The sequence below is a fragment of the Candidatus Tectomicrobia bacterium genome (genome assembly GCA_016192135.1).
Taxonomy (GTDB): Bacteria; UBA8248; UBA8248; order UBA8248; family UBA8248; genus 2-12-FULL-69-37.
In genome coordinates, this window is the sequence record JACPUR010000010.1 from 1 (window position 1) to 24,311 (window position 24,311).

Below are 24,311 nucleotides of genomic sequence, written 5' to 3' on the forward strand. Positions count from 1 at the left end.
CCGGCCATTTCCTCAGCCTCCGCAAGGACCACCTCGCCTCCTACAAACCCAAGGGGACGGACAAGTTCCACCCGGCCTTCGTGACCGACCACGGCTACTGGACCTACTACCGGGCGACGGTGGTGGTGCCCTTCTACAACACCCGGAAGGTGGCCGAGAAGGACGCCCCGAAGAGCTGGAAGGACCTCACCGACCCGCGCTGGAACGGCAGGCTCCTCCAGGCCCACCCCTCCTACAGCGGGAACATCACCACCCAGATCATCCTGCTGGAGAAGGTGCTGGGCTGGGGCTTCTTCGAGAAAGTCGCCGCCCTCAAGCCCAAGATCCAGCAGTCCAGCCTGGCCGGAATCCCCATCGTGGCGCGGGGAGAGTCCGACGTGGCGACGGGGAGCCCCCTCTACGCCATCTTGAACGCCATCAAGAAGGGCGAGCCCCTCAAGGTCGTCTACCCGCCCGAGGGGGTGCCCCTGAACACCATGCCCTATGGGGTGATGAAGAAGGCCCCCAACCCGAACGCCGCCAAGGTGTTCTCGGACTTCCTCTTCAGCCAGGAGGCCCAGCAGGTCCTCGCCGACCAGAACCTCTACGTCGGCCATCCCGGCGTGAAGTACCCCAAGGCCCTTCCCGACCTGAAGAGCCTCAAGCTCCTCGACCTCGCCCCCGAGGAACAGCAGAAGAAGAGTAAGGAAACCCAGGACAAGTTCCGCAAGGCATTCGGCGTTTAGCCTTCTCCGCCACCTGGAACCGCGCTTCCCCGCCCGCCCCCTTCCGGGGGGCGGGCGTTTTTTTCGGTTAAAATTCAATGGGTTACGCTTTATTCATCAATTGTGTTGTTTTGCATGGATAAAATGGAAATTAATGTTGACAAAACAACTTCTATTTCGCAGAATAATTCACGGCATTTCGGTTCTCTCCCCTCGCGGTTTCGCGCTGCCTCATTGGATGGAGAGCTAGGTCATGGATTGCTGCGAAGGCCCCCTCTGCCCGCAGGCCGGCACGTCCGAAAAACCTCAGGGCATCGGGCGGCGGACCTTGCTCCAGGGGATGCTGGCCGCGGCCGGGGGCGTCCTGATCTCGCCGGGCGGCCTCCCCGCCGCCCAGGCCCAGGCGAAGAAGATCCGCCTCGCGTTCTGCAGCCAGCTCCTGTGCATCGTGCCCTACGAGGTCGCCCGCGCCGAAGGCTATTTCAAGGAAGAGGGCCTCGACGTCGAGCTCGTCTACACGCGCGGCGGCAACGCCGCCATGCAGGCCCTCATCGGCGGGGCGGTGGACTACGCCGCCACCGCCTTCGACGTGGCCCTCCAGGCCTACGCCCGGGGGGCGAAGATCGTGCGTTTCGCCTCGACGGGCCGGCTGCCGCTCTTCGCCCTGGCCACGGCGCCCGCCAAGAAGGACGAGATCAAGGGCCTCAAGGATCTCGAGAACCGCTCGGTCGGCATCTCCGCCCTGGGGAACGCCGACCACATTATTCTCCTCTACCTGCTGAAGCAGGCCGGCGCCGACCCGAAAAAGGTGCGCTTCGCCATCCTCGGGCCCAACCTCTTCGACGCCCTGCGCCTCGGGCAGGTCGACGCCGGCATGGTGCAGGAGCCCGCCCTCACCCTCCTCGGCCAGTCGGGCTCGCGCGTGCTCGTGAACACGATGGACATCGGAGACGCCAACAAATTCCTCGGCGGCGCCTACGAGTTCATGGGCGTGGCCGTCCGGGCCGACGAGCGGGACCGCCGCCTGGACGAGATGCGGCGCCTCGCCCGCGCCCTGGGCAAGGCCCTCCGGGCGACGAGGACCGAGCCCGTGGAGCGGCTCATCGGCGCGCTGCCCAAGGCGATGGTCGCGGGCGGAAACACCAAGCACCTCGCCGCCGCCCTGGAACGCCACCGGAAGTCCCTGTACCCCGAGAACCCCAAGATCGACCCGGCGGCCTCCCTCCGCGTTGCGAACTCGCACCGGGAGGCCGGAATCCTCAAGGACGGGGTCGACCCCAAGGGCGTCCTCGATCTCAAAGTGCTGGGGGGCTGATCAGGCATGCTCCGCGTCTCGCGAGTCACGCTCTCCTACGGGGACGAGCCCGTCCTCGAGGGGGCGAGCATCAAGGTGGAGGCGGGGCAGTTCACCAGCCTCGTCGGGCCCTCCGGCTCCGGGAAGTCCTCCCTCCTTCGGGTGATCATGGGGCTCCAGCGGCCCGAGGCGGGGCTCATCGACCTCGCCGCCGGGCGCGAGGAGGTGGGCATCCTCTTCCAGGACGACGCGCTGCTGCCCTGGCGCACGGCCCGCGAGAACGTGGCGCTGGGCCTGCGGGCGCGGGGCGCTGAGAAGCGAAAGGCCGGCGAGGAGGCCCTCTCCTGGCTGCGGCGCATGGGCCTCGCCGGCTTCGAGGACCGCTACCCCCGCGAGTTGAGCGGCGGCCAGCGCAAGCGGGTGGCCATCGCCCAGGTGCTGGCCCTCCGGCCGAGCCTCCTCCTGATGGACGAGCCCTTCGCCTCCCTCGACGCCATCGTGCGCCACCGCCTCACCCAGGACCTGCTGGGGCTGGTCGAGCGCGAGCGGCTGACGGTCCTCCTCGTCACCCACGACCTCGAGGAGGCCATCGTCCTCTCCGACACCGTTTACCTGCTCTCGCAGGGGCCGCGCGCCTCGGTGCGCGAGTGCTACCACGTGCCCATCCCCCGGCCGCGCGACCTCCTCCAGGCGCGGGCCCACCCGGCCTTCGGCCCCCTGCTGAGCCGGCTGTGGCAGGACCTCTCGGAGGAGGTGGGCGAGCCGGAGCCCACCGCCGAGCTGCTGAGGCAGGAGGCGTGAGGCAGGCCCTGGACCGGCCCTGGCTCCGCCAGCTCCTCGCCCTGGCCCTCTTCCTGGGGCTGTGGGAGGGCGCCGCGCGCGCGGGCCTCGTGAACCCGTTCTTCCTGCCTCCCCCCTCCCAGGTGGGCGGGGTGCTCCTCACCCTGGTGGCCGAGGGCTCCATCTGGCCCCACCTCTACGCCACCTTCCTCGCCGCCCTGATGGGGCTGGCCGCCGGGATCGGGGCGGGGGCCGTCCTGGGCTTCGCGGGGGCGCTGCTCCCCTGCGTGGCCGAGCTCCTCGTGCCGGTCATGATCCTCCTGAACGCCGTCCCCCGCGTCATCCTGGCCCCGCTCTTCGTCATCTGGCTGGGGATCGACCTCGAGTCCAAGGTGGCGCTCGCCTTCGTGCTGGTGGCGGTGGTGATGTTCTTCGCCGTCTACAGCGGCATCAAGGAGGTGGACAAGCGCCTCGTCGAGCGCGTCCGCACCCTGGGCGGGGGCCGGTGGCTACTGCTCCGGGAGGTGTACGTGCCCTCGGTCATCGTCTGGGTGATGGGGGGGATGAAGGTGGCGGTGGGCTTCGCCTTCACGGGCGCGGTGGTGGGGGAGTTCGTGGCCTCGAGCCGGGGGCTGGGCTACCTCCTCTCGTTCGCCCAGAGCACCTACAACGCCGCCCTCTCCCTCGCCCTGGTGATCCTCGTCATCGGCTTCGTGCTGCTCCTCTTCGCCACGGCCGGCCTGCTCGAGCGGCGGCTGCTCAGGTGGAAGTACCGGTAGGGCTCTGACCGGGGCATATTCCGGCCCCTCCGCGTCCCGCTCTGATACAAAAACCGTGATCCAGATCACTCATTTTGCGCTATTTTCGTATTTTCCTGCCTCCGGTTCATGTTACTTTTTATTTACGTCTTAAAATGGGATGGGAAGGGGGGAGGCTCCCGGAGCCTCCATCCGTCCCGGAAAAAATATACAGAGGGGAGGAAACGCCATGAGACGCGTCATTGCCGCCACTTTCACCGCCGCCGGCTTCCTGCTCGCCGCAGGCGCCGCCCAGGCCCAGCCGGTCCAGAGGCCGGGCACGCCCCAGGGGCCTCAGGCCCGGCTGGCCTGCAACAACGTCAAGGACCCGGGCCAGCGCGGGGCCTGCATCGCCAAGGCCTGCGCCCCCGTGCCCGCTCCCTTGAAGAAAGCCTGCATCGACGGGACAGGCCCCTTCGCCAGCAAACCCCCCGTGAAGCCTCCGGTCAAGCCCGTCGTGGGCAAGCCGCCCCTGAAGCCGCCCGTCCCGAACCCGGCCGCCGCCCGGTGGGCCTGCAACAACATCAAGGACCCGAGACAGCGCGGCGCCTGCATCGCCAAGGCCTGCGCCCCCGTGCCGCCTGCCGTGAAGCAGACTTGCCTCTCGGGCACCGGCTCCTTCGCCGGCAGGCCGCCCGTGAAGCCGCCGGTCAAGCCCGTCGTGGGCAAGCCGCCCCTGAAGCCCCCGGTCGGCAAGCCCAACGCCGCCCTGCTGAACCAGAAGAGGTCGCAGCTCACCAGCCTGCGCAACGAGGTGCTCCGGCTCTGCCAGCAGGTTTATGACGGCAAGGCCGAGGCCGACTGCATCGCCGGCGCCTTCCCGCCGATCCCCCGGGCGCTGCCCTTGAAGAAGCCCGCGAACTAGCACAGCCACAAGAAGCAGGACGAAAACCGCCCTCTGGGTTTCCGGGGGGCGGTTTTTTTCCTCTCGCCCCATGAAATCACTATAAATTCTTCAAAAGATTTGGCCGCCCTGAAATTTCATCCTGAGAACAATCGGGTGACTCATGTCACAATTTATCTAAAAATTTCAGAATGAACCCACTTTCGCATATGCTATCGTAAATGAATCCGGACTAAGGAAACGGCGATGCGTGCGGCATCCTTCCTTTTGCTCCGGCCCATGGGGAGGGTCAGGTCATGAAACGCTGTACCGCCGCCATTGTGGGTTTCGCAGGCCTCCTGATGCTAGTCTCGGATGTCTTGGCCCAGGTTCCCCCACCGCTTGGCCCGCCGCCGAGCCCGGCCCAGATCGCCGCCCGCCGGGCCTGCAACGCCCAGCCCGCGGGCCAGGCCCGCACCAACTGCATCAATGCCGCCTGCGCCGGCGTCTCGACTCCCTTCCGCGGCGCCTGCATCAGCGGCATCGCCATGTTCGCCAGCGCCCCGTCCGTGCCGACCAACGTGGCCCAGCGCCGGGCCTGCAACAACGTGCCCCCGGCCAACCGCGGAGCCTGCATCAATAGCGCCTGCGGCCCCGTGGCGCCCCAGTTCCGCCAGGCCTGCCTCGCGGGCGCCGGCCCCTACGCGGCCGGGCCCACGCCCCCGGGCGGGCCCACCAACGTGGCCCAGCGCCGGGCCTGCAACAACGTGCCTCCGGCCAGCCGCGGAGCCTGCATCAACTCGGCCTGCGGCCCCGTGGCCCCCCAGTTCCGCCAGGCCTGCCTCGCGGGCGCCGGCCCCTACGCGGCCGGCCCCACGCCCCCGGGCGCGCCCACGAACGTGGCCCAGCGCCGGGCCTGCAACAACGTGCCCCCGGCCAACCGCCAGGCCTGCATCAACTCGGCCTGCGGCCCCGTGGCGCCCCAGTTCCGCCAGGCCTGCCTCGCGGGAGCCGGCCCCTACGCGGCCGGGCCCACGCCCCCGGGCGGGCTCCAGCAGCTGAACACCCTGCGGAGCAGCATCTCCAGCCAGCGCAGCCGGGCCCTCGCTCTCTGCCGGCAGCTCTATGACGGCGCGCAGGAGCAGGCCTGCATCCGCGGCCTCTTCCCGCCCGCACCCGCCCCGGCCAACTAGCCGGACGCATCCAGCCACAGAAACAGACCGGCCCCCCGGAGCGATCCGGGGGGCCGGTTTTTGCGAGCGGGAGGGCTACAGAGATTTTCCGCCGATCAGGCCAATCAGCGCTCCGAAGCGCATCCAGAACGCCTCCCAGGTCCGGTCAATCACTTTGGCCACCCCAGGAGTTGGATTGTCGAAGTAGATGGACAGGGAAACACTCGCGATAAAGGCAAGCAGTGTGATGCCCATGATCGTGAGCAACGCCCATTTGAATAGATAAGCATTGTCTAATGTGACCGCCCACTCTCATTCGAAGGATGGGGAGAGGAGGTCACGATGCTCTATTTTGAAGTCTTGGAATTTTCCGTGCGCGGCCGGATTTCAGTTTTGGTGGGGGTAATTGTGATGGTCGAGGTGACCATGGGGTTGGCAAAAGTATCCTTGAGGATGGCCGCCGCCTTTCGGAACACCAGAATTCCTTTGCTCATCGCCGGGGCCTTGCCATTTTGCCTGGGCATTTGAGGCCTCCCGATTCAACCACCCATAAAAAATAGCATAAATTTCACATTACTCCGCCATTTTCTCCTCCCCCACCTCCATCCCGAACTGCCCGGCGAGGTGGCCGAAGAGCTTGCCGGCGGCGTCGTTCCCCATCCAGCCGCGCGAGGTGGCGAGGTCGAGGGCCTGGCCCATCCGGAGGAGCGCACCCGAGAGCTTCTCGGTGTCGCGCACGGAGATCTCAGGGAGGACAGGCCTCGCCCCCGCGCGGAGCGCCTCGGGCGGGAGGGCCCCCGCGCGGTGGGCCTCCTCCAATTGTTTGTCCGCCATCTGCTGGAGCATGTGGCGCACGGTGCGCTGGCGGCGCGTCATCTTCTTGAAGGCGGGGAGCTCCATGCTCTCGGCCGAGGCGCGGTTCACGTCCTCCCCCTGGGCGAACCAGTGGGAGGGCACCCCCGCGCCCCCGAGCAGGAGGCCGCGCATGAGCTTGGCGATGCCCTGCGCCCCGCTCTCCCCGCCCCGGAGGTCGGGGGTGACGGCCCGCCACTCCTCCTTCTCGTTGTGCACCCGCACGCTGGAGGGCCTCGGCGCCGCGCCGTTCTGGGCGAGCCATTCGGCGACGCGCTCGGGCCCCGCGCCCTTGAGCGTCACGTCGTAGATGAAGGAGTTCTGGAGGCGGGCGCGCTCGGCCGCGTCGAAGATGAAGCGCTCGTAGATGTCGATCCAGTCGATGGCGGCGAGGAGGTCGGAGCTGCCCCGCGGGGCGTCGCTCGCCTTGTTGATCTGGAAGAGAAACGCCTCGCCGTCCCCGAAGCGCTCACGCTCCCGCTGGGCGGCCGCGCCCAGGTATTCGCGGGGATCTCCGCCGAGCACGGTGCGGAGCCGCTTGCCCGAGCGCGAGGGCCCGAGGCCCCCCTCGGGCTTGAGCACGACGCCGATGGGCAGGGCGCAGTTGTCCGGGTCGGGCACCACCTCCTCGATCCAGCGCGGGGAGACGTAGCCCAGCCGCACCCGGCCCTCGAAGCGCGAGACGGCGGCGGGCAGCAGGAGCTCCCCGAAGATGGCCAGCTCCGAGACCAGCCGCTCGACGCGCAGGTCGAGCTGGTTCACCGGGTCGCCCCAGAAGCCCTGGACGCAGGCCAGGGCGCGCGGGTCCTCGGACTGCCAGGAGACGCCCTCCCCCACCACGTGGTCGGTGACGATCTCGATGAGGCGCTGGCCCACGAGGTTGGTGAGCCAGAGCTCGTAGGCGAGCCGCTGCATCCGCTCGTGCGTGGCGGGGCTCACCCCCGAACGCCCGCCCGAGAGGCTCCGCCAGACCCGCTCGTCCGGGTCCAGCCCTCCGCTCAAGAGCCGGCGGAAATCCGTCTTCGGGCGGCGATAGCCGAGGTTCGAGGGCGCGCCATTGGGCTTCGAGGGCGCCCCCTCGCTCTTGAGGCGTACTCTTTTGGAGCCTGCCGCTTTCCGTGCCATCCCTAATCCCTCCTGAAGAGGCGCCGCGCGCCTTCCGTCCCTCCCGGGCCTCCCGCGCCGGCCGGAGGAGCGGGGAGGGTGGTGCCCCCCGCGTCGGGGGCGAGGATGCCCTCCCCCTCGGCGAGCTCCTCGGCCAGCTTGGCGAAGGCGCAGGCGAAGCCGTAGTGGTTCTCGTTCCGCTCGTAGAGGAGCGGGCGCTCGCCCGTCCCCCGGCGGCTCTTGCGCAGGTTCATGAGCTGGCCCTCGACCGAGGCCAGCAGGGCCTCCTCCGCCTCGTTCCGGGGCCGGGGCCAGCGCACCGGAGGCGTCTCGCGGTGGAACTCCTCGACGAGGAGGTCGAGGAGTTCCTCGCGGCTCAGGCGCACGTGGCGGCGCGCCACCTGGAGGAAGGAGACCTCCTTCACCCCCATCGCGCCCCCGGTGTGGCGCCAGATGAAGGCGCCGCCGGGCAGGAGGTCGTGCACGGCGCGGGCGGCCTGGGTGTGGGGCCCCCCGTCGATCACCGCGCCCTCGACGCCCAGGCGGTCGAAGACGAGGCGGCAGCGCTCGACCAGCCGCTCGACGGGCGGGGCCTCGAAGTGCACCCAGCGCGCGCCGCCGTCCCGCACGCGCTCGCGCACGGCGATGGCGCAGCGGTCCCCCGTGTCGATGCCGCAGAAGCGGGGGGCGGTCATCGCACGGCCTTCCAGGATTCCGCAGGGGCGGTTCGCGAACCGCCCCTACGAACGTCATTCGGTGTCATCACGCTCCTCCTGGGCCATTCAGAATCGCCTGTCACCCATGCGCCCGGTCTACCCTGTTACCTATGTGCCCGGTTCGGGTCCCCGCTTTTCCCCTCCCCCTCCGGGGGAGGGTGGGGTGGGGGAGGGCCGCAGGTGGTTTTCCCTCCCCCCGTCCCCCTCCCGGAGGGAGGGGGAGAGGCCCGCCATCGGCTGGCCGCAGCCGGAGAAGGAGAAAAGACGGCGCCAGGCACCCGGCGTGAAGCGGAGATTCGAACTCACGCCGGCACCTCCTCGAGCCAGCAGGGCGCGTCGTCCCGCAGGCGGCGGAAGAGCGCCCGGGTCAGGGGTTGCATCTCGCCCGCGTCGGGCATGGCGAGGGAGGAGCAGCGGAACCTGGCGCGCTCCCCGGGCAGGCGGGCCGCCTCCCACTTGGCGGCGACCCGCTCCAGCCCGATGGCGGGGACGGCGAGCTGGGAGAGGCGGTAGCTGCGCTCTCCTCCGGACTCGCCGGGGGCGGCGGCGGCCCAGCGGCCGCCCCGGGGGGAGAGGGCCGCCCCGCAGCCCGGGCAGGCGAGGAGGAGCCGGCCCTCCTCCTCCTTCAGGACCCCCGGCCACTCCTCCTCGAGCGCCCACTCCTTGCCGCAGCCGAGGCAGGGGACGAGCCAGCGGCGCTGGTCCCCGCGCAGGTACATGGCGTGGATGCCCTCGCCGGGCATGCGGCCCACCGCCAGGTTGACGGTCAGGGCGAGGCGGGAGGCGTCCAGGCGGTCCTCGGACCACTTGAGGTTCCCGGGCGGAAGGTCGTCCACCTCGTCCCGGATGAGGAGGTCGAGCGGAAGGGAGATGGCGTTGCCGATGTCCCGGAGGCCCAGGACGTAGAGGAAGCGGGAGCCGTCCACCCGGGGGAACTCGAGCAGGCCCTTGGGGGAGGCCCCCTTCCAGCACCCCTCCCGCATGGCCCGGGCGAGCTTCGAGCCCCGGAGGAGGGGCCGGACGCGGGTCGCGTCGAAGCGGTCGGCGAAGTCCTGGTCCGGGAGGAAGTAGCCCACGTTCAGGCGGCGGACGGCGGCGGCGTAGAGCGCCAGCCCGATGGCCAGGGTGGTGAGGCCCACCTGGGCGCCCTTGAGGACGCTCACCGTCCGGCCCGGGAGGCCCAGGCGGAGGATGCCGTCCAGGTGGGCGGCGATCTCCCGGAGGGGCTCCCGGCCCCGGAAGGTGAAGCCCCTTTCCCCGGCCCGGATCTCCTCCTTCAGGAAGGCGCCCAGCGGGGGAGCCTCGGCTCCGAAAGGGGCGTCCCCTTGTAAAATCTGCCCCAGAGCTGGGTCTTTTTTTCTAGGATGACCCATTCTTTCCCGCACTTGCCACCTCCCCCGGGGCGCCAGGCGCGCCCGCAGGGAGGGAATGTAGGGCCTCCGGCCGGAAAGCCCGTTACAGCAAATCGCAGCAAATTACGCCATTTTCATGCACGAGGTGGAAATGTCGGGGGCGGGGGCGTAATCTTGCAGAAACAACCCTGGTTTAGGCTATGCTGGCCGCCGCGCGCGGGCCGGCTCGGGGGAGACCCGGCCCGGGCGGCGGCTCCCCGGATTCTTTCCCGACCTCGCACGAAGGAGAACGCCTCATGAAGACCGCACGCCTGGCCTTCCTGGCTGGACTCTGCCTGGCCGCCGGCCTCGCCGCCCTGCCGGGCGGGGTGTGGGCCGCGCCCCACAAGTTCGCCATGATCGTCCCCGGGCCCATCGAGGATTCGGACTTCAACTTCCGGGGCTACGAGGTGGTCGAGGACGTGAAGAAGCACTACAAGATGCCGGCCTCGCTCTCGGAGCGCATCTCCCCGGCCGACGCCGAGCGCGTCGCCCGCGAGTACATCGCCTCGGGCCACACCATCGTGGCCTTCCACGGCGGGCAGTACTTCAGCCTGGTGAGGAAGCTCTCGCCCGCGTTCCCCAAGACCGTCCTGGTCATCGAGAGCAGCGCCCCCGGGACCTTCGGCAAGAACGTGTGGAACGTCCACCGCAAGTTCAACGAGGGCTTCTACGCCTTCGGCGCCCTGGCGGGCCTCTCGACCAAGACGAACAACATCGGCGTGATCGCCGGCATCCAGCTCCCGGATTTCCGGGCCTCCATCAACTCCATCTCGGACGCCCTCAAGCAGGTGAACCCCAAGGCGAAGCTGGTCTACTCCTTCACCGGCGACCAGAACGACCCCATCAAGGCGCGGCAGACGGCCGAGGCCATGATGGCCAACAAGGTGGACTTCATCATCAACATGGTGAACCTGGGGGTGTACGGCGTGATCGAGGCGGCCAAGGCCTCGAAGAACAAGGTCCTCGTCACCACCTTCTACACCGACAAGACCGAGAAGGCCCCCGACCACCTGGCGGGCACCCTGATCCTGGACTTCCGGCCGCCCTACCGGAAGGTGGTGGACGGCATCCTGAAAGGGCAGACCTCCGGCTACGTGGCCATGCAGCCGGGCAACGGCTTCGAGTTGGCGGGCATCCGCAACGTGCCGCCCCAGGCGGCCGCGAAGACCAAGGAGTTCTTCGAGAAGGTGCAGAGGGGCGAGATCAAGGTCCGCAACGAGCTGACGAAGATCGACATGGCCAAGTAGCGCGCCGGAAAAGGAAAAGGGCCGGGGGGTTCCCCCCCGGCCCTTTTTTTTCATTCCGGTCCGCGAATCACCCCGCGCGCGCGATGACGGCGATGGGGCCCCCGCCCGGGGGGCCCTGGTGCTCGGCCCCGCCCGAGACGTACAACATCGGGTCCCCCACCACCGCGGCCACGACGGCGTTCACCACCGAGCGCGCGTGGCGCGTGCTGTTGATGTCGGAGTCGTCGAGCATGGTGTGGCGGCGGCCCCGGATGAGGCCGTCGGGGCTCGCCTCGCACTTGGCCAGCACGTTCACGATGCGCTCGCGCTGGGCCGGGCTCAGGCTCCACTCGAAGCGGATGCCCGCGCTCTCGAGGGCGGCCTTCACGGCGTCGCGGTCGATGGCGTCCCGCATGACGCTGTGGCCGATGACGAGATCGCCCCCCCAGGCGGGGCTGTTCCCGAAGACCATGACCTCGTTGCACATGAGCTCGATGCCCGCCGAGGTGGAGGCCACGCCCGAGGCGAGCGACCAGTCGTGGCAGATCACCTCGTCATGGAGCTGGTCCGCCCGCACCTCCCCCACCGCCAGGGCCGCCCCCAGCGCCGAGGCTCCGCGCGAGTAGGCCATGGACTTGTAGGTGTCCTCGACGCGCACGCTCTCCCCCCGGCCCCGGGCGTCGCGGATGCGCTCGGCCGTCACGAGCGGGCACTTGACCTGGACGAAGTGCACGTCCGAGGGGTCCTCGATCCCCGCGTCCTTCATGAGCTTGCGGACGAGCTCGGCCGTCGCCTCGGCCTGGGGCATGCGGCCGATCTCCTCGGGGCGGAACTCCCGCGTGTGGCCCGAGGCCACGGCCAGGCGCTTCGCGCCCCGGGCGGGGGCTGCGCCGTCCCGCGAGGCGGAGAGGACGGTGAAGTGCGGGCTCATGGCCCCCTCGGTGCCCCCCGACATGATGAGGGCGATGCGCCCCTCGGCCTCGCGGCGCGAGACGCCCAGCTTGCGGGCGAAGTAGTCGCTCAACACGAAGTTGCTGAAGCCTCGCGAGAAGTCGTTGACGCAGCCGTTCCCCTCGGTCTTGCCCATGATGCAGAGCACGTCCTCGGCCCTGAGGCGGCCGCTCTCGACCAGCCCGGCCACGCCCTCGATGTCGTCCGGGGCGCGCATCGGGACGCGGAAAACCTTGGCTTCCATGGGTCCGATCTCCAAAACGGGGGAACCGGGGTCTGCTGATGGCTCAGATCAGCCAGAGCAAGGGGCCATTGCCTCGATAGAGCGACGAATCGCTGTCACCCTGAGCCCTGCGCTTGCGCTCAGGACAGGCTCCGCGAAGGGTATCGGTTTGATTCAAAACCGATATTCTTCGCTCCCTATGGCCGCTCAGAATGACAGGCTGAACCCTCTGTCATGCAAAAGGCAGAGAAACCGAAAATGGCGCAGTTGAGCCACTCTCCCTATTCCCTGAAATTCACGTATTGGAGGGGGAGGTCCACCTTCATTCCCCGGCAGAGGGCGATGGCCGCCTGGAGGTCGTCCTTCTTCTTGCCCGAGATACGCACCTCGTCCCCCTGGATGGCGGCCTGCACCTTGAGCTTGGAATCGCGGATGGCCTTGGAGATGGCCTTGGCCGTGTCCTGGTCGATGCCGTTGCGGACCCTGATCGTCTGGCGGAGCGCGCCGCCCGAGGCGTCCTCGGGCTTCTGGTAGTCGAGCGCGCGGGCGTCCACCTTGCGGCGGGTGAGGTAGGTGTTCAACAGCTCATGCATCTGCTTGAGCTTGAACTCGTCGTCCGCGAGGAGGACGAGCTCCTCCTCCTTGCGCTCGATGGAGCACTTGCTCCCCTTGAAGTCGAACCGCTGGGCGATCTCGCGGCGGATGCCCTGCACGGCGTTCTCGACCTCCTGGAGGTCCGTGCGGGAGACGATGTCGAAGGAGGGCATTCTTGAGGCCTCTTCTGTCGAAAACGGGGGCGGGCCGGGGCTGTTTCCTCCTTCATAGCAGAACGGCGGCGGGGCGCAAGTGCGCGGCGGGGCCGCGGGCGGCGGGCCAGCCTCGAAACATTCCCGAAACCTTGCTTTGATATGAAGAAGATTACCCCACACGGGCGCGGGCGGCTCCTCCGGGACCCGCCCGCACGGCCGATCGCCCGGGAGGCGCCTTCGGCCGGCCGCCCCAACGCCGCACCGCCGTACGGCAGGAGGGAAACCGACGTGTCTCGACCGCTGAGGATTGCCGCCGCCGCGGCCCTGGCCGGAGGGGCCGGGCTGCTCCTTCCCGCGCTCGCCCTGGCCGCCGAGGCGAAGAAGCTCGACCCGGGCAACACGGCGTGGGTGCTGACCTCGACGGCGCTGGTGCTCTTCATGACCATCCCGGGCCTCTCGCTCTTCTACGGCGGCCTGGTGCGGGCGAAGAACATCCTCTCGCTCCTCATGCAGTGCTTCGCCATCACCTGCCTCGTCTCCCTCCTCTGGCTCGCCTACGCCTACAGCCTGGCCTTCACGGAGGGCGGCGGCGCGAACGCCCTGCTGGGCGGGCTGGGCAAGGCCTTCTTCAAGGGGGTGGGGGTGGAATCGCTCCAGGGCGACATCCCCGAGACCGTCTTCGCCATGTTCCAGCTCACCTTCGCCATCATCACCCCGGCGCTCTTCGTGGGCGGCTTCGCGGAGCGGATGAAGTTCTCCTCCCTCCTCGTCTTCACGGCGCTGTGGGTCACGCTGGTCTACGCGCCGGTGGCCCACTGGGTGTGGGGCGGGGGCTGGCTCGCCGGTCTCGGCGCCCTCGACTTCGCCGGCGGGACGGTGGTGCACATCAACTCGGGCGTGACCGCCCTGGTGGCGGCGCTCATCATCGGGCCGAGGCGGGGCTTCCCCGAGACCCCGATGATCCCCCACAACCTGCCCATGACGGTGACGGGGGCGGGGATGCTCTGGGTGGGCTGGTTCGGCTTCAACGCGGGCAGCGCCCTGGCGGCGAACGGCACGGCGGGGATGGCCATGCTCGTCACCCACATGTCGGCGGCGGCGGGGGCCCTCGCCTGGATGGTGAGCGAGTGGACGCGCCACGGGAAGCCGAGCGTGCTGGGCATCGCCACGGGGGCGGTGGCGGGGCTGGTGGCCATCACCCCGGCCTCGGGGACGGTGGGGCCCATGGGCGGGCTCCTGCTCGGCGCGCTGGCCGGGTTCATCTGCTTCAGCGCCACCTCCTACATGAAGCAGGTGCTCAAGGTGGACGACTCGCTCGACGTCTTCCCGGTGCACGGCGTGGGCGGCCTGCTGGGGGCCATCCTGACGGGGGTGTTCACGGCCAAGGGCCTGGGCGGCGCGGGCTTCGCCGAGGGCATGACGCTGGGCCGGCAGCTGTGGGTCCAGATCGTGGGGGCGGGGGCCACCCTGGTGTACGCGGGGGTGGTTTCGTTCATCCTGCTCAAGATCGTGGACGCGGCCATGGGCCTGCGGGCGCCCGCGAACGAGGAGGTCGAGGGCCTGGACCTCGCGCTGCACAACGAGACGGGCTACGAGCTGCGCTAGCCCTCCCGGAAAAAGAAAGCGGGGCGGCCCAAAGGGGCCCGCCCCGCTTTTTCTTTTTTCGTGAGGCGCCGCTGGCTGACTTCAAGCGCGGTATCGCGCGGCCGACACGGAAGCCATCCTCCCTCCCCCGCCGGGGGAGGGCCGGGGAGGGGGAGCGACCTGGAGTCTCCCTCACCCCACCCCCTCCCGGAGGGAGGGGGAGAGCCAAGACTGCGTGGCATCCCCTCGCGAGACGCTCAGCGACGAAAAGGAGATGGTCCGCGGTTGGCGCCGCTAGCCGGCCGCCTGATCCTTCCGCGCGGCGAGCGGGAGGAGGACCTCCGACACCTTCTCGGCCAGGTCGGTGGGCGAGATCGGCTTGAGCAGGAAGGCCGAGATGCCCAGGCGGGAGAGCTCCTGGACGGTGGCGACCGTGGCGTTCTCGGAGAGGACCATCACGGGCAGGTGCCGGAGCGCGGCGTGCTCGCGGATGTGGCGGACCAGATCGAGGGTGGTCATCCCGGGCTGGTGGAGATCGCAGACCACCAGGTCGAAGGGCACGCCCCGGCCCTGTGCGAGGAGCTCATCGAGGAGCTTCTTGGCGGTGGCGCCGCTCTCGGCGAGCACGAGCTTGCGCATGCCGAAATACTTGAAGGCGTTGCCGATGTTGGCCCACGCGCCCTTGTCGTCCTCGACCATGAGGACGGTGCGCTCCCTCAGCTCGTGAGGAAATTTCGTGAAAACGATGGCGGCGCCCTCCACCCACCCGCCTGGAACGGGCGGCCCAGGACGGCTGACAGGATCATCTTCGCTTGGACCGGGCGAAATATAGCGGGCAAGGGCCCGCGGGGAGCGGCGCGGAAATGATAACCAGGGATGAGTCCAAGAAGGTATAACCTTCTTCACATTCCGCCCCGCTTCTCAAGTTGATATCACACCGGGCGGAGCCGGGCAAGAAGAATCGCCCTCCGCGCGCGCCTCGGGCGGGGCCGGGAGCGCGGGAAAAATCTTCCGCATCTCGGCGAGAAGCCCGGGCTTGTCCCGGACGCCCTCCAGCACCTCGTTCATGATGTCCTGGCGCGCCTGGGCGTAGAGCTTCTCGTGCCGAATGCGCAGCCGGTCGCCCGCCAGGCGGGCGCTCTCCAGGTTGAGGATGTAGCGGGTGAGGTCCGCGGGCTTTAGCTCCTCCATCGCCTTGGGCGAGAGCAGGGAGGAAGCCTCCACCATCTGGCTCATCAGCACCCGCCGGGCCATGTAGGCGGTCGCCTCGATCGGGTCCAGCTCGTCCGGCGCGAGCCCGGCCGCGTGCGCCATCAGGCTCTCGACCTGCTTCTCGATGGCCTTGGCGCGCTTGAAGGCCTCTTTCAGCCGCTTGGAGGCGGCTTTGGCGCCGGCCGCCGGAGAGGGCGGGGCCGTCTCGGATTCCGGATTCGCGGGCGGAGTCTTCTTCCTCGCGGCCATCACAGCTCTCCCACCAGGATGTCGGCCGCCTCGGGCAGCGCCCCCTCGAGCAGCCCCCGCCCCTTGCGAGTGAGGTGCACCTCGTAATCGGTGAGGAGTCTCCCCAGCGCGTTCGGCACCGATTTGCGCAGGAGGCCCCGCCCGGCCAGCTCGTCCACGAACCGCTCCAGCGTGGCGCGGGAGAGGGCCTCCCCCTCCTCCCGGTGGCCGGCCTCGCGCAGGGCGCTCCAGAGCAGGAAGCTGCCCACGGCGGCCTCGGCGCGGAAGGCGCCTTGGTAGTAGAGGCTCTTGAGGATGTCCCCCCGGAGGATCCGGGCGCTCAGCTCGTTCACGGCTATCGGCTCCCTCTCGATTCCGGACCGCGCTCAGGAGGCGGCCGATTCCCCCCGCAGCGCGGCGATGCCCTCGTTCGCCCGGCGCAGCTCGGCGAACACCTCAGAGAAGGCCTGGCGGATGCCCTCGAGCTCCCGGGCGATGTCGTCGCGGCGCGCGAACCGCAGGTGCACCTCGTCGATGCGTCCCTCGGCCCGCTCGACGCGGAGCCGGAGCGCCTCCTCGGCCGCCTCGATCTGCCGCCTGAGGGCCCGCTCCGCCCGCTCCATCCGGCCCCGCAGCTCCATGTAGAGGATACGGCTCAGCACCCCCAACAGGGTGAGCGCCAGGGTCAGCCCCCCGGCCGCGGCTCCGGCCATCCCCTCTCCCAGCCAATCCGGCATTCCCGTTCTCCTTCCCTCGGGCGCCTCCGATCCTCCTCCCGGCGCGGCCAGGCGCCGGAGAAGGGAATATAGGCGGCCCCAGGGAAAAGCCCGTTACCGCAAATCGCGCCATTTTCGTCCACCTTCGTGCATCCGGTTGGCGGGACGGGCGGGGGCCGGGCAAAATGCCGAGAAATGGCGGGCCGGATTGCCCGCCGCCAGGGAGAACTCCATGCGGGAACGATTTCGGGCCTTGAGGAAAAAAATCCGGGCGGGGCTCGCCGGCTGGGCGTCCCTCGCCTTGTGGGCGTCCCCCGCCTGGGCCCACGGGGAGGACGAGATCCTCCTCTTCACCTACCTGGCCGAGGAGCCCAACATGCTCCGCCTCTCGGCCGCCTTCATGGGGACGGCCCTCCTTCTCCTGGGGGCCTACGTGGCCCTGGCCGGGCGGCGGGAATGGAGCCGCCCGGAGGGGAAGACGCGCGCGAGCGCCCTCAAGCTGGTGGGGCCCGGCGCCTTCATCGCGGGAGTGGGGGTGCTGATTCTTCTGACGGCGGCCTTCATCCTGCCCGAGACCCTCCGCCCGCCCCACGAGCATCCCGCGCCCGGGAAGGCCGCGCCCGCCTCTCCGGGCGGACCAAAGGGGCTGAAAGGGTATTAGGAAACCCCATGTGGCAATCCGGCGACGGGAAAACCCTGGGGCGAACACGAGGTTCGCCCCTACAGATCGGTGCGCTTCCGTAGGGGCGATGCTTGTCATCGCCCTCGCGTGACGCGGCGTCGCCGGGTTCGCATCCATCCGCGCCCGGGTCGCCGCTACTCCTCCGGCTCGCGGAACTGCCGCCATAGGCGGTCGAAGCGGCTCTCGTAGATCATGTCGTAGAGGTCGAGGCGGTCCGGGAAGACGCGCGCGCAGGTTTCGCGCAGCTCGGCCCGGGCGAGGACGATGTCGGCGTAGGGGACATCGTGCCGCAGGATGAGGGCGCAGACGCGGTCCGCCTCCCGCTGGAAGCGGCGCACCCGGGCGCCCTCCTCCCAGCGCGCGCGGGCGTCCGGGGCCATCACGCCGGGCGGGCCTCCGGCCAGCAGCCACGCGCCGCAGCCGCAGCGTCTGGGAGCTGGCTCCCACATCTCCTCCGCCGTCGCGTACCGTCCGCAGAATGGACACCGGCGCATCCGTACCCTCCCCGCGTGGATTTTCCAGGCGGCCGCGCACATCCTTTAGTTTTGCGGTTCCGGGGGAGGGATGCAAGGAAAAAAGACTCAATGCCCGCCGTCGCGCGCGCTGATGAGGCCGATGCCGGCCAGGGCGGCGAGGATGTCCTGGATGGCGGCGGCGTCGACGCCGCCCGCGAGGATCTTGGCCGCGAACGAGAGCACGCTCGCGGCAAGGATGAGATAGCCCGGCAGGGTCGTCTTTGGGTTCAGCATTGGAATCGCCTCCTCTGTGATTTGGGTCACACATTCCGCGGGGGACGCTTCCCGCCGCCGGGATAAAATAGGGCGCGCGCGGGCGGAGCCCGTTACCGCAATTTCGCGCACCTTCATGCTCAGAGGTTTTTTTTGCGGGGAACCGCCGGCGTCTAAGCCATTAAAAAATCCGCTTCGGCGGAAGCGGAATTCGAAACCCCATTTCGGACGCAGAGGTCATCTTCCCGATGGCGCACGTTTTCAGCGATTTCGGCGATTCCCGCGGCGAGCCCGATCCCCCTCCCCGGAGGCGAAGGGGCTGTGGTTGCCAATCGTGGAGAGTGATAGAATCGTTTCTCGTTTTCCGGGGGTTCCGGCGCTGAGGCGCGAGCCGCCGCGGAGGGAGAGATCGAAGATGAAAAAGGCAGCGGCAGGAGCGGTTTTGTTCTTCTTTGCTGTTTCCCTGGCGGGATGCGCGGGGCCGGGCCAGGACGGGCTGAACAAGCAGACGGGCGGCGCTGTTCTCGGTGGTATCGGCGGCGGCCTCATCGGTTCGCGGATCGGCTCGGGCCGCGGCGCGGTCATCGCCACCATCGCCGGCGCCGTCCTCGGGGGACTGCTGGGCAGCGCCGTGGGCAAGCAACTCGACGAGCGGGACCGCCTGATGATGGCCCGTGAAACCCAGTCGACGCTCGAGACGGCGCCCTCCGGGCGGACCACCACGTGGCGCAATCCGGACACGGGCGCGCAGGGCACCGTCACCCCCCGGCCCGCCTACCAGGCCTCCTCGGGACAGCAGTGCCGGGAGTTCCAGCAGACGGTCACGGTCGGAGGCAAGACCGAGCAGGCCTACGGCACCGCCTGCCGTCAGCCGGACGGGAGTTGGAAGATCGTGCAGTAGGGCCTTCGCCCTATCCTCATATCCCGAGGTAGCCCGTTAAAGGAGGACCCATGAAACGCGCCGCCGCCGTCCTTTGCCTCGCCGCCGCGCTGGCCCTGGTCCCCACGGCCATGACCATGGTCGCCCCTTCGCCGGCCGTCGCCCAGGCCCAGGTGTCCAAGCAGGAAGCCGACCCCGGGCTGTGGATCCTGGATCTCCTGATCGTCCGGCCCGTCTCCCTCATCGTCACCGCGGGAGCGGTCATCACCTATCCGGTGGCCCTGCTCCTGGACCCCCTGTTCGGGAACGATCCGGTCCGCCTGAAGAAGGAATGGCTGACCAAAAACTTCGACTACACCTTCGATCGGCCGATGGGGGACTTCAACTGGAAGCCCCGCGGCTAGCCGGGAGAAACCGCCCATGCTGAAGACGCCCGCCGCCGCGCTCCTGGCCGCCATCCTCGCGGCCGCGCCGCTGGCCGCCTCGGCCGCCTCACCCTCGGGGCCCGCCTCGCCCTACGCTCCCGTGGACGAGGGCGCCGTGGTGGTGGACCTCCTGCTGACCCGGCCCTTTGGGCTCGTGGCGGTGGCGGCGGGCCTCGTGCTCTACCTGCCGGCGGCGCTCATCCAGAGCATCGGCGGGAACCCGGTGGAGCCCATCGCGGACGCACTCGTCCGCCGGCCCATCGCCTACACCTTCGAGCGCCCGCTGGGCCACTTCCCGTTGGACTGACCGGGACCACGGACGAAACGACAAAACCCCCCGCTGCAAGGCGGGGGGTTTTCGTATCGGTTCTCATCCCCCTCCCCCGTTCTTCCACTCGAGGTCGAAGGGGAAGTCCACCTGCATCTTCTCGATGTAGCGGAGCACGTCCTCCTTGCGGAAGCGCAGGCTCTTGAAGGAAGGGACCCCCGGCTGAGGCGGGCCATGGTCTGCGCGGCGCAGGTAGACGGGACGCAGGCAGGGCGCCTCGCTCGCGCAGTCCTCCATGATGATGTTGTCCACCCCTCGCACGCTGCGGTAGCCGAGCACCTTGGCGAGCATGGGCTTGGTCAGGACGGCCTCCTCGGCCAGGATCTGGACGGCCGGGCGGGGATCCACCTCCGACTCGCACCTGCGCCGCCGGCGCGGGCGCCCGGCCCCCGCGCTCATCGCGCCCTCTCGCGCGGGGCGAGCCCCTCCAGGGCCGAGAGGGGGAGGATGGCGGCGCCCTCCCGCCCCTCGGCCCAGGCCTCGGCCGCGGGGCGGGTCGGGAAGAGCACCGTGACGCGCCGCTCCCGGCGCCGGTCGAGGTAGGTGAGGGCCACGCCCTCGGCCGGGAGCCCGATGCCCTCCTCCACGAGCTCGCGGGGGCTCCGCTCGTGGCCCGAGATGTAGGAGGCCGCGTCGCGGGCGCCCTCCCCCTTCGCGGCGGTTCGGTGGGTCCGGGCGGCCCGCGGCAAGGGGATGGTGCGGAGGGCTCCATGACGGGACGCCGGCCGGCGGCCCGAGGCCGCCTCCGGCGCGGTTGCGGATGTTGGGGCGGGACATTGACGGGACAGGCCGCCCGGACCCGGTTCACGACCCGGGCGGGGAGAGCTCTCCCGTTCCGGGCATTTTCCTGCGGGGTGCGGCGTTTCGGCGGGATTCAACCTGGAAGATGCGGGGCGCTTCATGCTCTGCCTCCAGACGCCGGCGGCACCCGCGCCGCCAGCCCACCCAAGATATGCATATTTACATATTGGGTCAATAGTTATTGTCCATATATACTTAATAAAACAGTAACAACGGCAAAATCAAGGGGCTGCGCGGGGCCGCCCAATGGCCGCTTGGCCGGGGCGGGCGGGGGGGCTATCCTGGCCTCTCCCGCCGCCGATGGAGGCGCCCGCATGAAGGGCTGGATGCGCCGGATACAGGTGTCGGTGGCCCTCGCGGCCGCCGTTTTCTCGCTCGCGCTGGCGTGGGCCGGGGGGGCGCGGCTGGACCGCCGGCCTGTGCTAGAGGCGGAATTCGCGGCCTTCCGGAAGGGCGGGCCGCCCCCCGGCGCGGCGCGGAGGAGCCCCCCGGCCGTCCTCATGGACTGGCACCAGGCCCGCGCCTACTGCGCGGCCCAGGGGAAGCGCCTCCCGACCGCCCAGGAGTGGCTGGAGGCCTGCCGCGCCCGGCAGCTTGAGTTCCAGGGGGCCATATGGGAGTGGACCTCGACCGAAACGGACCGGGCGGGGGAGGACGAGAAGGTGCGCTTCAAGCTCCTGTGCGGCCCCGGCCCCGAGTGCGCCTGCACCCACGCCTATCATCCCGACTGGAAGAACGAGGTGAAGGGCTTCCGGTGCGCCCGGCCGGAGCCGAGCGTGCGCCTGGGGGCCCCATCCGTACGGGTTCCATGAAGCGGGCCGCGAAACCTTTCCGGCGCGCTTCGCCGTCCTCACAGGGGCGGTTCGCGAATCGCCCCTGCATCCCGCCGACGGAACCAGGACCGCTTCGTCCGTGTTCGGTTCAATGAAATGCAGGCGCCGCCGCTTGGATGAGGAGGGAGACACCGTGCAGGGCGTCCGGAGATGGGCCGGGTTTTTGGTTCTTCTCGCCGCCCTGGCCCCGGGCTGCGCCGTGGTGGAAAGCCTGGAGGCGGGCGCCCCCATCCGGCCGGTGGCCCTCTCCCCCCTCCTCGACCGCCCCGCCCGCCTGACGGTGCTCCACAGCCCCACCCCCCTGGACTTGTACGGGAACACGGTCAGCGCCGTGCTGGTGCATTTCGAGGACCAGCGGCTGCCGCTCCGGTCGGGCAATCTGCGTCCGGCCCCGCCTTTCCGCGGAACGATGCGGGAATTCTTGGCGCGGGCGGCCATGCCCCGGTCTTTCCATCTTCTCGAGGCGCGGGGGAAGGGCGGCCGGACACTGGGCTACCTTCTGGTCCGGGAGCACGGGCTCGAAAACCTCTTCTTGGATGAGAACGAGGCCCTCATCGCTAACGCCATGCCAGTCAAGACTCCCTGACCCCCCCCAAAAAAAACGGCCCCCAGCCGGGTTCCCCCGGCGGGAGGCTTGGCCCGCGGCATTCAGTCGCCTTTAGGGAAATGGAGCCCCCCACCTCGCGGGGGCCGTCTCCGCGCCCAGCTCCGGCACCTTCATCTCCGCCCACACGAGCTCCATGCAGCAAGTATCGCACACGGGGCCAGCGGCCGGGGTGGCGTAGGTGAAGACATGATGGCGGAAGATTCGCTGGCAGTTCGGGCACCGCCACGCCATTTCGCGCTTCTGCGTACCACTCAGCAGGAAGCCGCTCATGTCTCCACCCAGCTGGAAGCTACCGCTCATATCCTCCACTGTTCATGAAACGTGCCGGCGCCCGGGTAATTCCAGGGCATGCCTGCTCATCATCATGGAGAGCCATTCGCGTGCCCCAAAGCGCCGGCAAGGAGAATGGCCGGAATCCACTGTAAATTCAAAGAATTGAAGCAAAAGCGCGCCATGGAAACCGGGCCGGGATGTCGCAAAACGCCTCAGTCGGCGGGACGGGCGCCCTGTGGAAAAGCTACGCCCACAGCTCCTCCGCCTTCCCCACCCGCCATCCCCACCACTCGGGGCCTTCGCGGACATAAGCCCACTCAGGGTTCCGCTCCACGTCCCGCAGAGCGGCGGCGACGGCGCGGAAGGTCCCGGCGTAGGCCTCGGCGAACTCGAAGTAGGTGAGGAAGTCGTAGCCCCCGGGCCGACCGTACCCCTCGGCGCGGTGGTAGAGCCGGCGCACGATGGCGGGCACCCCCTCCCGCGCGGCCAGGGCGTGGCCCTCGGCCTCCATCTCGCCCCCGGGGCCGTAACGAGGCAGGAAAAAGCTCTCCCGCCGCATCCAGTCCATGGCCCACCACTCGGGCGTCTTGTTCTGGAACATCGCCACCCCGTAGGGGTGCCGCGCCCCCGGGGCCGGCGCCAGGGCCTTCTCGTAGGCGAAGCGCGCCATCCCCTGGCTGGTGTAGCTGCGCGGGCGCTGCACCCCGGCGAAGCACTCGAGCCCGCCCCCGCTCCGCTCGAGGGCGCGGCGCAGGCCCTTTTCGTACTCGGCGAGAGGATCCGGGGAGGCGGCCTCGATGCGCGCGAGGGCCTCCGCCTTCAGGATGGAGGGGTGCGGCAGGTCGCACTCCCGGCCCAGGGCGGGCAGGGCCCGCAGGAGCTGGTAGCGCCCCCGGCGGAACGCCGCCGGCGAGGCCGGGCCCTCGGCGCGGTGCATGTTCTCCATGCCCTCGCCCAGGCGGTCCCAGGCGCGGACGAGCTCGCGGTCCTCCCGGTCCGGCAGATGGATGAAGAGAAAGCGGCAGTGGCCGATCACTTCCGATGTCAGGTTCAGCGCGTCGAGATCCATCCGCCCCGCTCCTCAACCGGGCGCCTTCACTCCGCGGGCTTTCGTCCATCGGGCGGTCCCGCCATAATGCCGCGAAAGCACAGGAAAGGAAACCCGTTGATCCCGGACCCGCGTTCCGCCGACGACCCGATGGCCCGCCGCCTGGCCGGGATCCGCGAGGAGGATCTGCGCCGCTGGGTGGACGCCTTCTCCGGCCTCAGGCACGCCCAGCGCGAGCCCGAGGCCCTGGCCGCCCGGGCGGACCTCCTCCAGCAAGAGCTCGAGCGCATGGGGCTGCGGCCCGCGCGCGAGCCCGTCCCGTTCGGGGGGCGCGCCTACCACAACATCCTGGCGGAGATCCCGGGGCGGGAGAGGAGCCTCCCGCCCCTCCTCATCGGCGCCCATTACGACGCCGCCTGGGGCACCCCCGGCGCGGACGACAACGCGAGCGGGGTGGCCGTCCTGCTCGGGGCGGCGCGGGCGCTGGCGGAATTTCCCCCCCGGCGCCCGGTGCGGCTCGCGGGCTTCACCCTGGAGGAGCCGCAGGACGCGGGCGACCGCGCCTGCCGCCACGGGAGCCGCCATCATGCCCGGATGCTCCGCCGGCAGAGGCAGAAGCTCGCGGGGGTCTTCATCCTGGAGATGGTGGGCTACACCGATCCCCGGCCCGGCAGCCAGCGCCTTCCGATCAAGCTTCCGGTCGCGCCCGAGGCGGGCACCTTCCTCGGCGCGGTGGGCACCCGGCGCTCCCGCCACCTGCTCGCGGGCCTCCGGGAGGCGGCCGGGCGCCACGTGCCGGGGCTCCAGGTGATCGGCCACGCGGTGGCGCTGTGGGGCTTCCTCCTCCCGATGAGCCGGATGAGCGACCACGCCCCCTTCTGGGACCGGGGCTTCCCCGCCGTCATGCTCACCGACACGGCCTTCCTCCGGAACCCGCACTACCACACGCCCACGGACACGCCGGAGACGCTCGACTACGGCTTCCTCACCCTCGTGACCCGGGCCCTCGCCGCCGCCGCGGCCGAGGCGTGAGGCCGGGGGCATGCCAGGGCCATCCAGCGAGGTTTCGGGTATGATGGGAGCGAAACCTCGTCCATGATCTCGCCGGGAGGCCGGGCCCGCCATGCTACGGGAACGGAAAAGGAACGGAGGAAGGACCAGGACCCGAAAGTCGATCGAGC

Annotated in this window: 31 protein-coding genes and 1 pseudogene; 15 read left to right on the plus strand and 17 right to left on the minus strand. The window is 69.6% G+C overall.

Annotation, left to right across the window (positions count from 1 at the left end):
- The 6 genes and pseudogenes from HYZ11_03795 to HYZ11_03820 form a co-directional block, all read left to right on the plus strand.
- A partial coding sequence (locus tag HYZ11_03795; protein MBI3126709.1) for an extracellular solute-binding protein occupies window positions 1–725 on the plus strand: 725 nt, incomplete at its 5' end.
- Window positions 726–957: 232 nt separating this feature from the next.
- A complete protein-coding gene (locus HYZ11_03800) occupies window positions 958–2,019 on the plus strand; it encodes an ABC transporter substrate-binding protein (GenBank protein MBI3126710.1) in 1,062 nt (353 codons plus the stop codon).
- Window positions 2,020–2,025: 6 nt separating this feature from the next.
- Window positions 2,026–2,799 carry an ABC transporter ATP-binding protein gene (locus HYZ11_03805; protein MBI3126711.1) on the plus strand — a complete coding sequence of 258 codons (774 nt, stop codon included), beginning with the start codon at window positions 2,026–2,028 and terminating at the stop codon, window positions 2,797–2,799.
- Window positions 2,800–2,807: 8 nt separating this feature from the next.
- On the plus strand, window positions 2,808–3,557 hold the full coding sequence (locus tag HYZ11_03810; protein MBI3126712.1) for an ABC transporter permease: 750 nt from the start codon (window positions 2,808–2,810) through the stop codon (window positions 3,555–3,557).
- Between the two features lie 442 nt (window positions 3,558–3,999).
- A pseudogene (locus HYZ11_03815) lies at window positions 4,000–4,275 on the plus strand (hypothetical protein).
- A 440-nt stretch (window positions 4,276–4,715) separates the two neighbouring features.
- Window positions 4,716–5,591, plus strand: a complete 876-nt coding sequence (locus HYZ11_03820; GenBank protein ID MBI3126713.1) for a hypothetical protein — start codon at window positions 4,716–4,718, stop codon at window positions 5,589–5,591.
- A 75-nt stretch (window positions 5,592–5,666) separates the two neighbouring features.
- Here the strand turns inward: HYZ11_03820 and HYZ11_03825 are convergent, their stop codons facing one another.
- The 5 genes from HYZ11_03825 to HYZ11_03845 form a co-directional block, all read right to left on the minus strand.
- Window positions 5,667–5,825, minus strand: a complete 159-nt coding sequence (locus tag HYZ11_03825) for a hypothetical protein (GenBank protein ID MBI3126714.1) — start codon at window positions 5,823–5,825, stop codon at window positions 5,667–5,669.
- 92 nt (window positions 5,826–5,917) lie between these two features.
- A complete protein-coding gene (locus HYZ11_03830; GenBank protein MBI3126715.1) occupies window positions 5,918–6,094 on the minus strand; it encodes a hypothetical protein in 177 nt (58 codons plus the stop codon).
- A gap of 49 nt (window positions 6,095–6,143) precedes the next feature.
- On the minus strand, window positions 6,144–7,547 hold the full coding sequence (locus tag HYZ11_03835) for a hypothetical protein (GenBank protein MBI3126716.1): 1,404 nt from the start codon (window positions 7,545–7,547) through the stop codon (window positions 6,144–6,146).
- A 2-nt stretch (window positions 7,548–7,549) separates the two neighbouring features.
- On the minus strand, window positions 7,550–8,221 hold the full coding sequence (locus tag HYZ11_03840) for a hypothetical protein (protein ID MBI3126717.1): 672 nt from the start codon (window positions 8,219–8,221) through the stop codon (window positions 7,550–7,552).
- Window positions 8,222–8,544: 323 nt separating this feature from the next.
- On the minus strand, window positions 8,545–9,627 hold the full coding sequence (locus HYZ11_03845) for a phage terminase large subunit family protein (GenBank protein ID MBI3126718.1): 1,083 nt from the start codon (window positions 9,625–9,627) through the stop codon (window positions 8,545–8,547).
- Window positions 9,628–9,890: 263 nt separating this feature from the next.
- Here HYZ11_03845 and HYZ11_03850 point away from each other — a divergent pair, with 263 nt between their 5' ends.
- Window positions 9,891–10,883 (plus strand): BMP family protein, encoded by a 993-nt coding sequence (locus HYZ11_03850; protein MBI3126719.1) that lies wholly within the window; start codon window positions 9,891–9,893, stop codon window positions 10,881–10,883.
- Window positions 10,884–10,950: 67 nt separating this feature from the next.
- On the opposite strand, the gene HYZ11_03855 is transcribed toward HYZ11_03850, so the two are convergent.
- Both HYZ11_03855 and HYZ11_03860 read right to left on the minus strand, forming a co-directional pair.
- Window positions 10,951–12,057, minus strand: coding sequence for a ring-opening amidohydrolase (locus tag HYZ11_03855; GenBank protein ID MBI3126720.1), 1,107 nt, complete (start codon window positions 12,055–12,057; stop codon window positions 10,951–10,953).
- 260 nt (window positions 12,058–12,317) lie between these two features.
- Window positions 12,318–12,803 carry a YajQ family cyclic di-GMP-binding protein gene (locus HYZ11_03860; protein ID MBI3126721.1) on the minus strand — a complete coding sequence of 162 codons (486 nt, stop codon included), beginning with the start codon at window positions 12,801–12,803 and terminating at the stop codon, window positions 12,318–12,320.
- 141 nt (window positions 12,804–12,944) lie between these two features.
- Here HYZ11_03860 and HYZ11_03865 point away from each other — a divergent pair, with 141 nt between their 5' ends.
- Window positions 12,945–14,390: an ammonium transporter gene (locus HYZ11_03865; protein MBI3126722.1), complete on the plus strand. Its 1,446-nt coding sequence runs from the start codon at window positions 12,945–12,947 to the stop codon at window positions 14,388–14,390.
- A 273-nt stretch (window positions 14,391–14,663) separates the two neighbouring features.
- On the opposite strand, the gene HYZ11_03870 is transcribed toward HYZ11_03865, so the two are convergent.
- The 4 genes from HYZ11_03870 to HYZ11_03885 all read right to left on the minus strand — a co-directional run bounded on the left by HYZ11_03870 (window position 14,664) and on the right by HYZ11_03885 (window position 16,546).
- On the minus strand, window positions 14,664–15,131 hold the full coding sequence (locus HYZ11_03870) for a response regulator (protein MBI3126723.1): 468 nt from the start codon (window positions 15,129–15,131) through the stop codon (window positions 14,664–14,666).
- A 159-nt stretch (window positions 15,132–15,290) separates the two neighbouring features.
- Window positions 15,291–15,830 (minus strand): hypothetical protein, encoded by a 540-nt coding sequence (locus HYZ11_03875; protein MBI3126724.1) that lies wholly within the window; start codon window positions 15,828–15,830, stop codon window positions 15,291–15,293.
- Complete coding sequence (locus tag HYZ11_03880) at window positions 15,830–16,162, minus strand: hypothetical protein (protein ID MBI3126725.1); 333 nt, start codon at window positions 16,160–16,162, stop codon at window positions 15,830–15,832. Before HYZ11_03880 ends, HYZ11_03875 begins: the two co-directional genes overlap by 1 nt.
- A gap of 33 nt (window positions 16,163–16,195) precedes the next feature.
- Complete coding sequence (locus HYZ11_03885; protein ID MBI3126726.1) at window positions 16,196–16,546, minus strand: hypothetical protein; 351 nt, start codon at window positions 16,544–16,546, stop codon at window positions 16,196–16,198.
- A 211-nt stretch (window positions 16,547–16,757) separates the two neighbouring features.
- On the opposite strand from HYZ11_03885, the gene HYZ11_03890 reads away from it, so the two are divergent.
- Entirely contained in the window at window positions 16,758–17,186 is a 429-nt protein-coding gene (locus tag HYZ11_03890; GenBank protein MBI3126727.1) for a hypothetical protein, read from the plus strand.
- 155 nt (window positions 17,187–17,341) lie between these two features.
- On the opposite strand, the gene HYZ11_03895 is transcribed toward HYZ11_03890, so the two are convergent.
- Both HYZ11_03895 and HYZ11_03900 read right to left on the minus strand, forming a co-directional pair.
- A complete protein-coding gene (locus HYZ11_03895; protein MBI3126728.1) occupies window positions 17,342–17,701 on the minus strand; it encodes a hypothetical protein in 360 nt (119 codons plus the stop codon).
- A gap of 87 nt (window positions 17,702–17,788) precedes the next feature.
- The gene (locus tag HYZ11_03900) at window positions 17,789–17,956 is read right to left on the minus strand and encodes a hypothetical protein (GenBank protein ID MBI3126729.1); all 168 of its coding nucleotides are present in this window, start codon (window positions 17,954–17,956) and stop codon (window positions 17,789–17,791) included.
- Window positions 17,957–18,350: 394 nt separating this feature from the next.
- Between HYZ11_03900 and HYZ11_03905 the strand changes: the two genes are divergently transcribed.
- From HYZ11_03905 to HYZ11_03915, 3 genes are read left to right on the plus strand one after another with little or no spacing between them, the layout of a single operon-like run.
- The gene (locus tag HYZ11_03905) at window positions 18,351–18,836 is read left to right on the plus strand and encodes a glycine zipper 2TM domain-containing protein (GenBank protein MBI3126730.1); all 486 of its coding nucleotides are present in this window, start codon (window positions 18,351–18,353) and stop codon (window positions 18,834–18,836) included.
- A 50-nt stretch (window positions 18,837–18,886) separates the two neighbouring features.
- Window positions 18,887–19,219, plus strand: a complete 333-nt coding sequence (locus HYZ11_03910; GenBank protein ID MBI3126731.1) for a hypothetical protein — start codon at window positions 18,887–18,889, stop codon at window positions 19,217–19,219.
- Between the two features lie 16 nt (window positions 19,220–19,235).
- Window positions 19,236–19,547 carry a hypothetical protein gene (locus tag HYZ11_03915; GenBank protein ID MBI3126732.1) on the plus strand — a complete coding sequence of 104 codons (312 nt, stop codon included), beginning with the start codon at window positions 19,236–19,238 and terminating at the stop codon, window positions 19,545–19,547.
- A gap of 63 nt (window positions 19,548–19,610) precedes the next feature.
- Here HYZ11_03915 and HYZ11_03920 read toward each other — a convergent pair whose 3' ends face one another.
- Together HYZ11_03920 and HYZ11_03925 are read right to left on the minus strand one after the other, a co-directional pair.
- The gene (locus HYZ11_03920; GenBank protein ID MBI3126733.1) at window positions 19,611–19,967 is read right to left on the minus strand and encodes a hypothetical protein; all 357 of its coding nucleotides are present in this window, start codon (window positions 19,965–19,967) and stop codon (window positions 19,611–19,613) included.
- Window positions 19,964–20,257: a hypothetical protein gene (locus HYZ11_03925; protein ID MBI3126734.1), complete on the minus strand. Its 294-nt coding sequence runs from the start codon at window positions 20,255–20,257 to the stop codon at window positions 19,964–19,966. Before HYZ11_03925 ends, HYZ11_03920 begins: the two co-directional genes overlap by 4 nt.
- Window positions 20,258–20,683: 426 nt before the next feature.
- Between HYZ11_03925 and HYZ11_03930 the strand changes: the two genes are divergently transcribed.
- Both HYZ11_03930 and HYZ11_03935 read left to right on the plus strand, forming a co-directional pair.
- Window positions 20,684–21,181 (plus strand): SUMF1/EgtB/PvdO family nonheme iron enzyme, encoded by a 498-nt coding sequence (locus HYZ11_03930; protein ID MBI3126735.1) that lies wholly within the window; start codon window positions 20,684–20,686, stop codon window positions 21,179–21,181.
- Between the two features lie 154 nt (window positions 21,182–21,335).
- Window positions 21,336–21,788 carry a hypothetical protein gene (locus tag HYZ11_03935; protein MBI3126736.1) on the plus strand — a complete coding sequence of 151 codons (453 nt, stop codon included), beginning with the start codon at window positions 21,336–21,338 and terminating at the stop codon, window positions 21,786–21,788.
- A gap of 72 nt (window positions 21,789–21,860) precedes the next feature.
- On the opposite strand, the gene HYZ11_03940 is transcribed toward HYZ11_03935, so the two are convergent.
- Both HYZ11_03940 and HYZ11_03945 read right to left on the minus strand, forming a co-directional pair.
- A complete protein-coding gene (locus HYZ11_03940; protein MBI3126737.1) occupies window positions 21,861–22,109 on the minus strand; it encodes a hypothetical protein in 249 nt (82 codons plus the stop codon).
- A 217-nt stretch (window positions 22,110–22,326) separates the two neighbouring features.
- Window positions 22,327–23,151, minus strand: a complete 825-nt coding sequence (locus tag HYZ11_03945; protein ID MBI3126738.1) for a hypothetical protein — start codon at window positions 23,149–23,151, stop codon at window positions 22,327–22,329.
- Between the two features lie 96 nt (window positions 23,152–23,247).
- On the opposite strand from HYZ11_03945, the gene HYZ11_03950 reads away from it, so the two are divergent.
- A complete protein-coding gene (locus HYZ11_03950) occupies window positions 23,248–24,162 on the plus strand; it encodes a M28 family peptidase (GenBank protein ID MBI3126739.1) in 915 nt (304 codons plus the stop codon).
- The last annotated feature ends 149 nt before the right edge of the window (window positions 24,163–24,311 follow it).

What these genes read in the sequence shown, in the direction of transcription:
- HYZ11_03800 (MBI3126710.1), top strand. Translation starts at nt 958, where the DNA reads ATGGATTGCTGCGAAGGCCCCCTCTGCCCGCAGGCCGGCACGTCCGAA.
- HYZ11_03805 (MBI3126711.1), top strand. Translation starts at nt 2,026, where the DNA reads ATGCTCCGCGTCTCGCGAGTCACGCTCTCCTACGGGGACGAGCCCGTC.
- HYZ11_03820 (MBI3126713.1), top strand. Translation starts at nt 4,716, where the DNA reads ATGAAACGCTGTACCGCCGCCATTGTGGGTTTCGCAGGCCTCCTGATG.
- HYZ11_03825 (MBI3126714.1), bottom strand. Translation starts at nt 5,825, where the DNA reads ATGGGCATCACACTGCTTGCCTTTATCGCGAGTGTTTCCCTGTCCATC.
- HYZ11_03830 (MBI3126715.1), bottom strand. Translation starts at nt 6,094, where the DNA reads ATGCCCAGGCAAAATGGCAAGGCCCCGGCGATGAGCAAAGGAATTCTG.
- HYZ11_03835 (MBI3126716.1), bottom strand. Translation starts at nt 7,547, where the DNA reads ATGGCACGGAAAGCGGCAGGCTCCAAAAGAGTACGCCTCAAGAGCGAG.
- HYZ11_03840 (MBI3126717.1), bottom strand. Translation starts at nt 8,221, where the DNA reads ATGACCGCCCCCCGCTTCTGCGGCATCGACACGGGGGACCGCTGCGCC.
- HYZ11_03850 (MBI3126719.1), top strand. Translation starts at nt 9,891, where the DNA reads ATGAAGACCGCACGCCTGGCCTTCCTGGCTGGACTCTGCCTGGCCGCC.
- HYZ11_03855 (MBI3126720.1), bottom strand. Translation starts at nt 12,057, where the DNA reads ATGGAAGCCAAGGTTTTCCGCGTCCCGATGCGCGCCCCGGACGACATC.
- HYZ11_03860 (MBI3126721.1), bottom strand. Translation starts at nt 12,803, where the DNA reads ATGCCCTCCTTCGACATCGTCTCCCGCACGGACCTCCAGGAGGTCGAG.
- HYZ11_03865 (MBI3126722.1), top strand. Translation starts at nt 12,945, where the DNA reads ATGAAGAAGATTACCCCACACGGGCGCGGGCGGCTCCTCCGGGACCCG.
- HYZ11_03875 (MBI3126724.1), bottom strand. Translation starts at nt 15,830, where the DNA reads ATGGCCGCGAGGAAGAAGACTCCGCCCGCGAATCCGGAATCCGAGACG.
- HYZ11_03885 (MBI3126726.1), bottom strand. Translation starts at nt 16,546, where the DNA reads ATGCCGGATTGGCTGGGAGAGGGGATGGCCGGAGCCGCGGCCGGGGGG.
- HYZ11_03890 (MBI3126727.1), top strand. Translation starts at nt 16,758, where the DNA reads ATGCGGGAACGATTTCGGGCCTTGAGGAAAAAAATCCGGGCGGGGCTC.
- HYZ11_03895 (MBI3126728.1), bottom strand. Translation starts at nt 17,701, where the DNA reads ATGCGCCGGTGTCCATTCTGCGGACGGTACGCGACGGCGGAGGAGATG.
- HYZ11_03900 (MBI3126729.1), bottom strand. Translation starts at nt 17,956, where the DNA reads ATGCTGAACCCAAAGACGACCCTGCCGGGCTATCTCATCCTTGCCGCG.
- HYZ11_03905 (MBI3126730.1), top strand. Translation starts at nt 18,351, where the DNA reads ATGAAAAAGGCAGCGGCAGGAGCGGTTTTGTTCTTCTTTGCTGTTTCC.
- HYZ11_03910 (MBI3126731.1), top strand. Translation starts at nt 18,887, where the DNA reads ATGAAACGCGCCGCCGCCGTCCTTTGCCTCGCCGCCGCGCTGGCCCTG.
- HYZ11_03915 (MBI3126732.1), top strand. Translation starts at nt 19,236, where the DNA reads ATGCTGAAGACGCCCGCCGCCGCGCTCCTGGCCGCCATCCTCGCGGCC.
- HYZ11_03920 (MBI3126733.1), bottom strand. Translation starts at nt 19,967, where the DNA reads ATGAGCGCGGGGGCCGGGCGCCCGCGCCGGCGGCGCAGGTGCGAGTCG.
- HYZ11_03930 (MBI3126735.1), top strand. Translation starts at nt 20,684, where the DNA reads ATGAAGGGCTGGATGCGCCGGATACAGGTGTCGGTGGCCCTCGCGGCC.
- HYZ11_03940 (MBI3126737.1), bottom strand. Translation starts at nt 22,109, where the DNA reads ATGAGCGGTAGCTTCCAGCTGGGTGGAGACATGAGCGGCTTCCTGCTG.
- HYZ11_03945 (MBI3126738.1), bottom strand. Translation starts at nt 23,151, where the DNA reads ATGGATCTCGACGCGCTGAACCTGACATCGGAAGTGATCGGCCACTGC.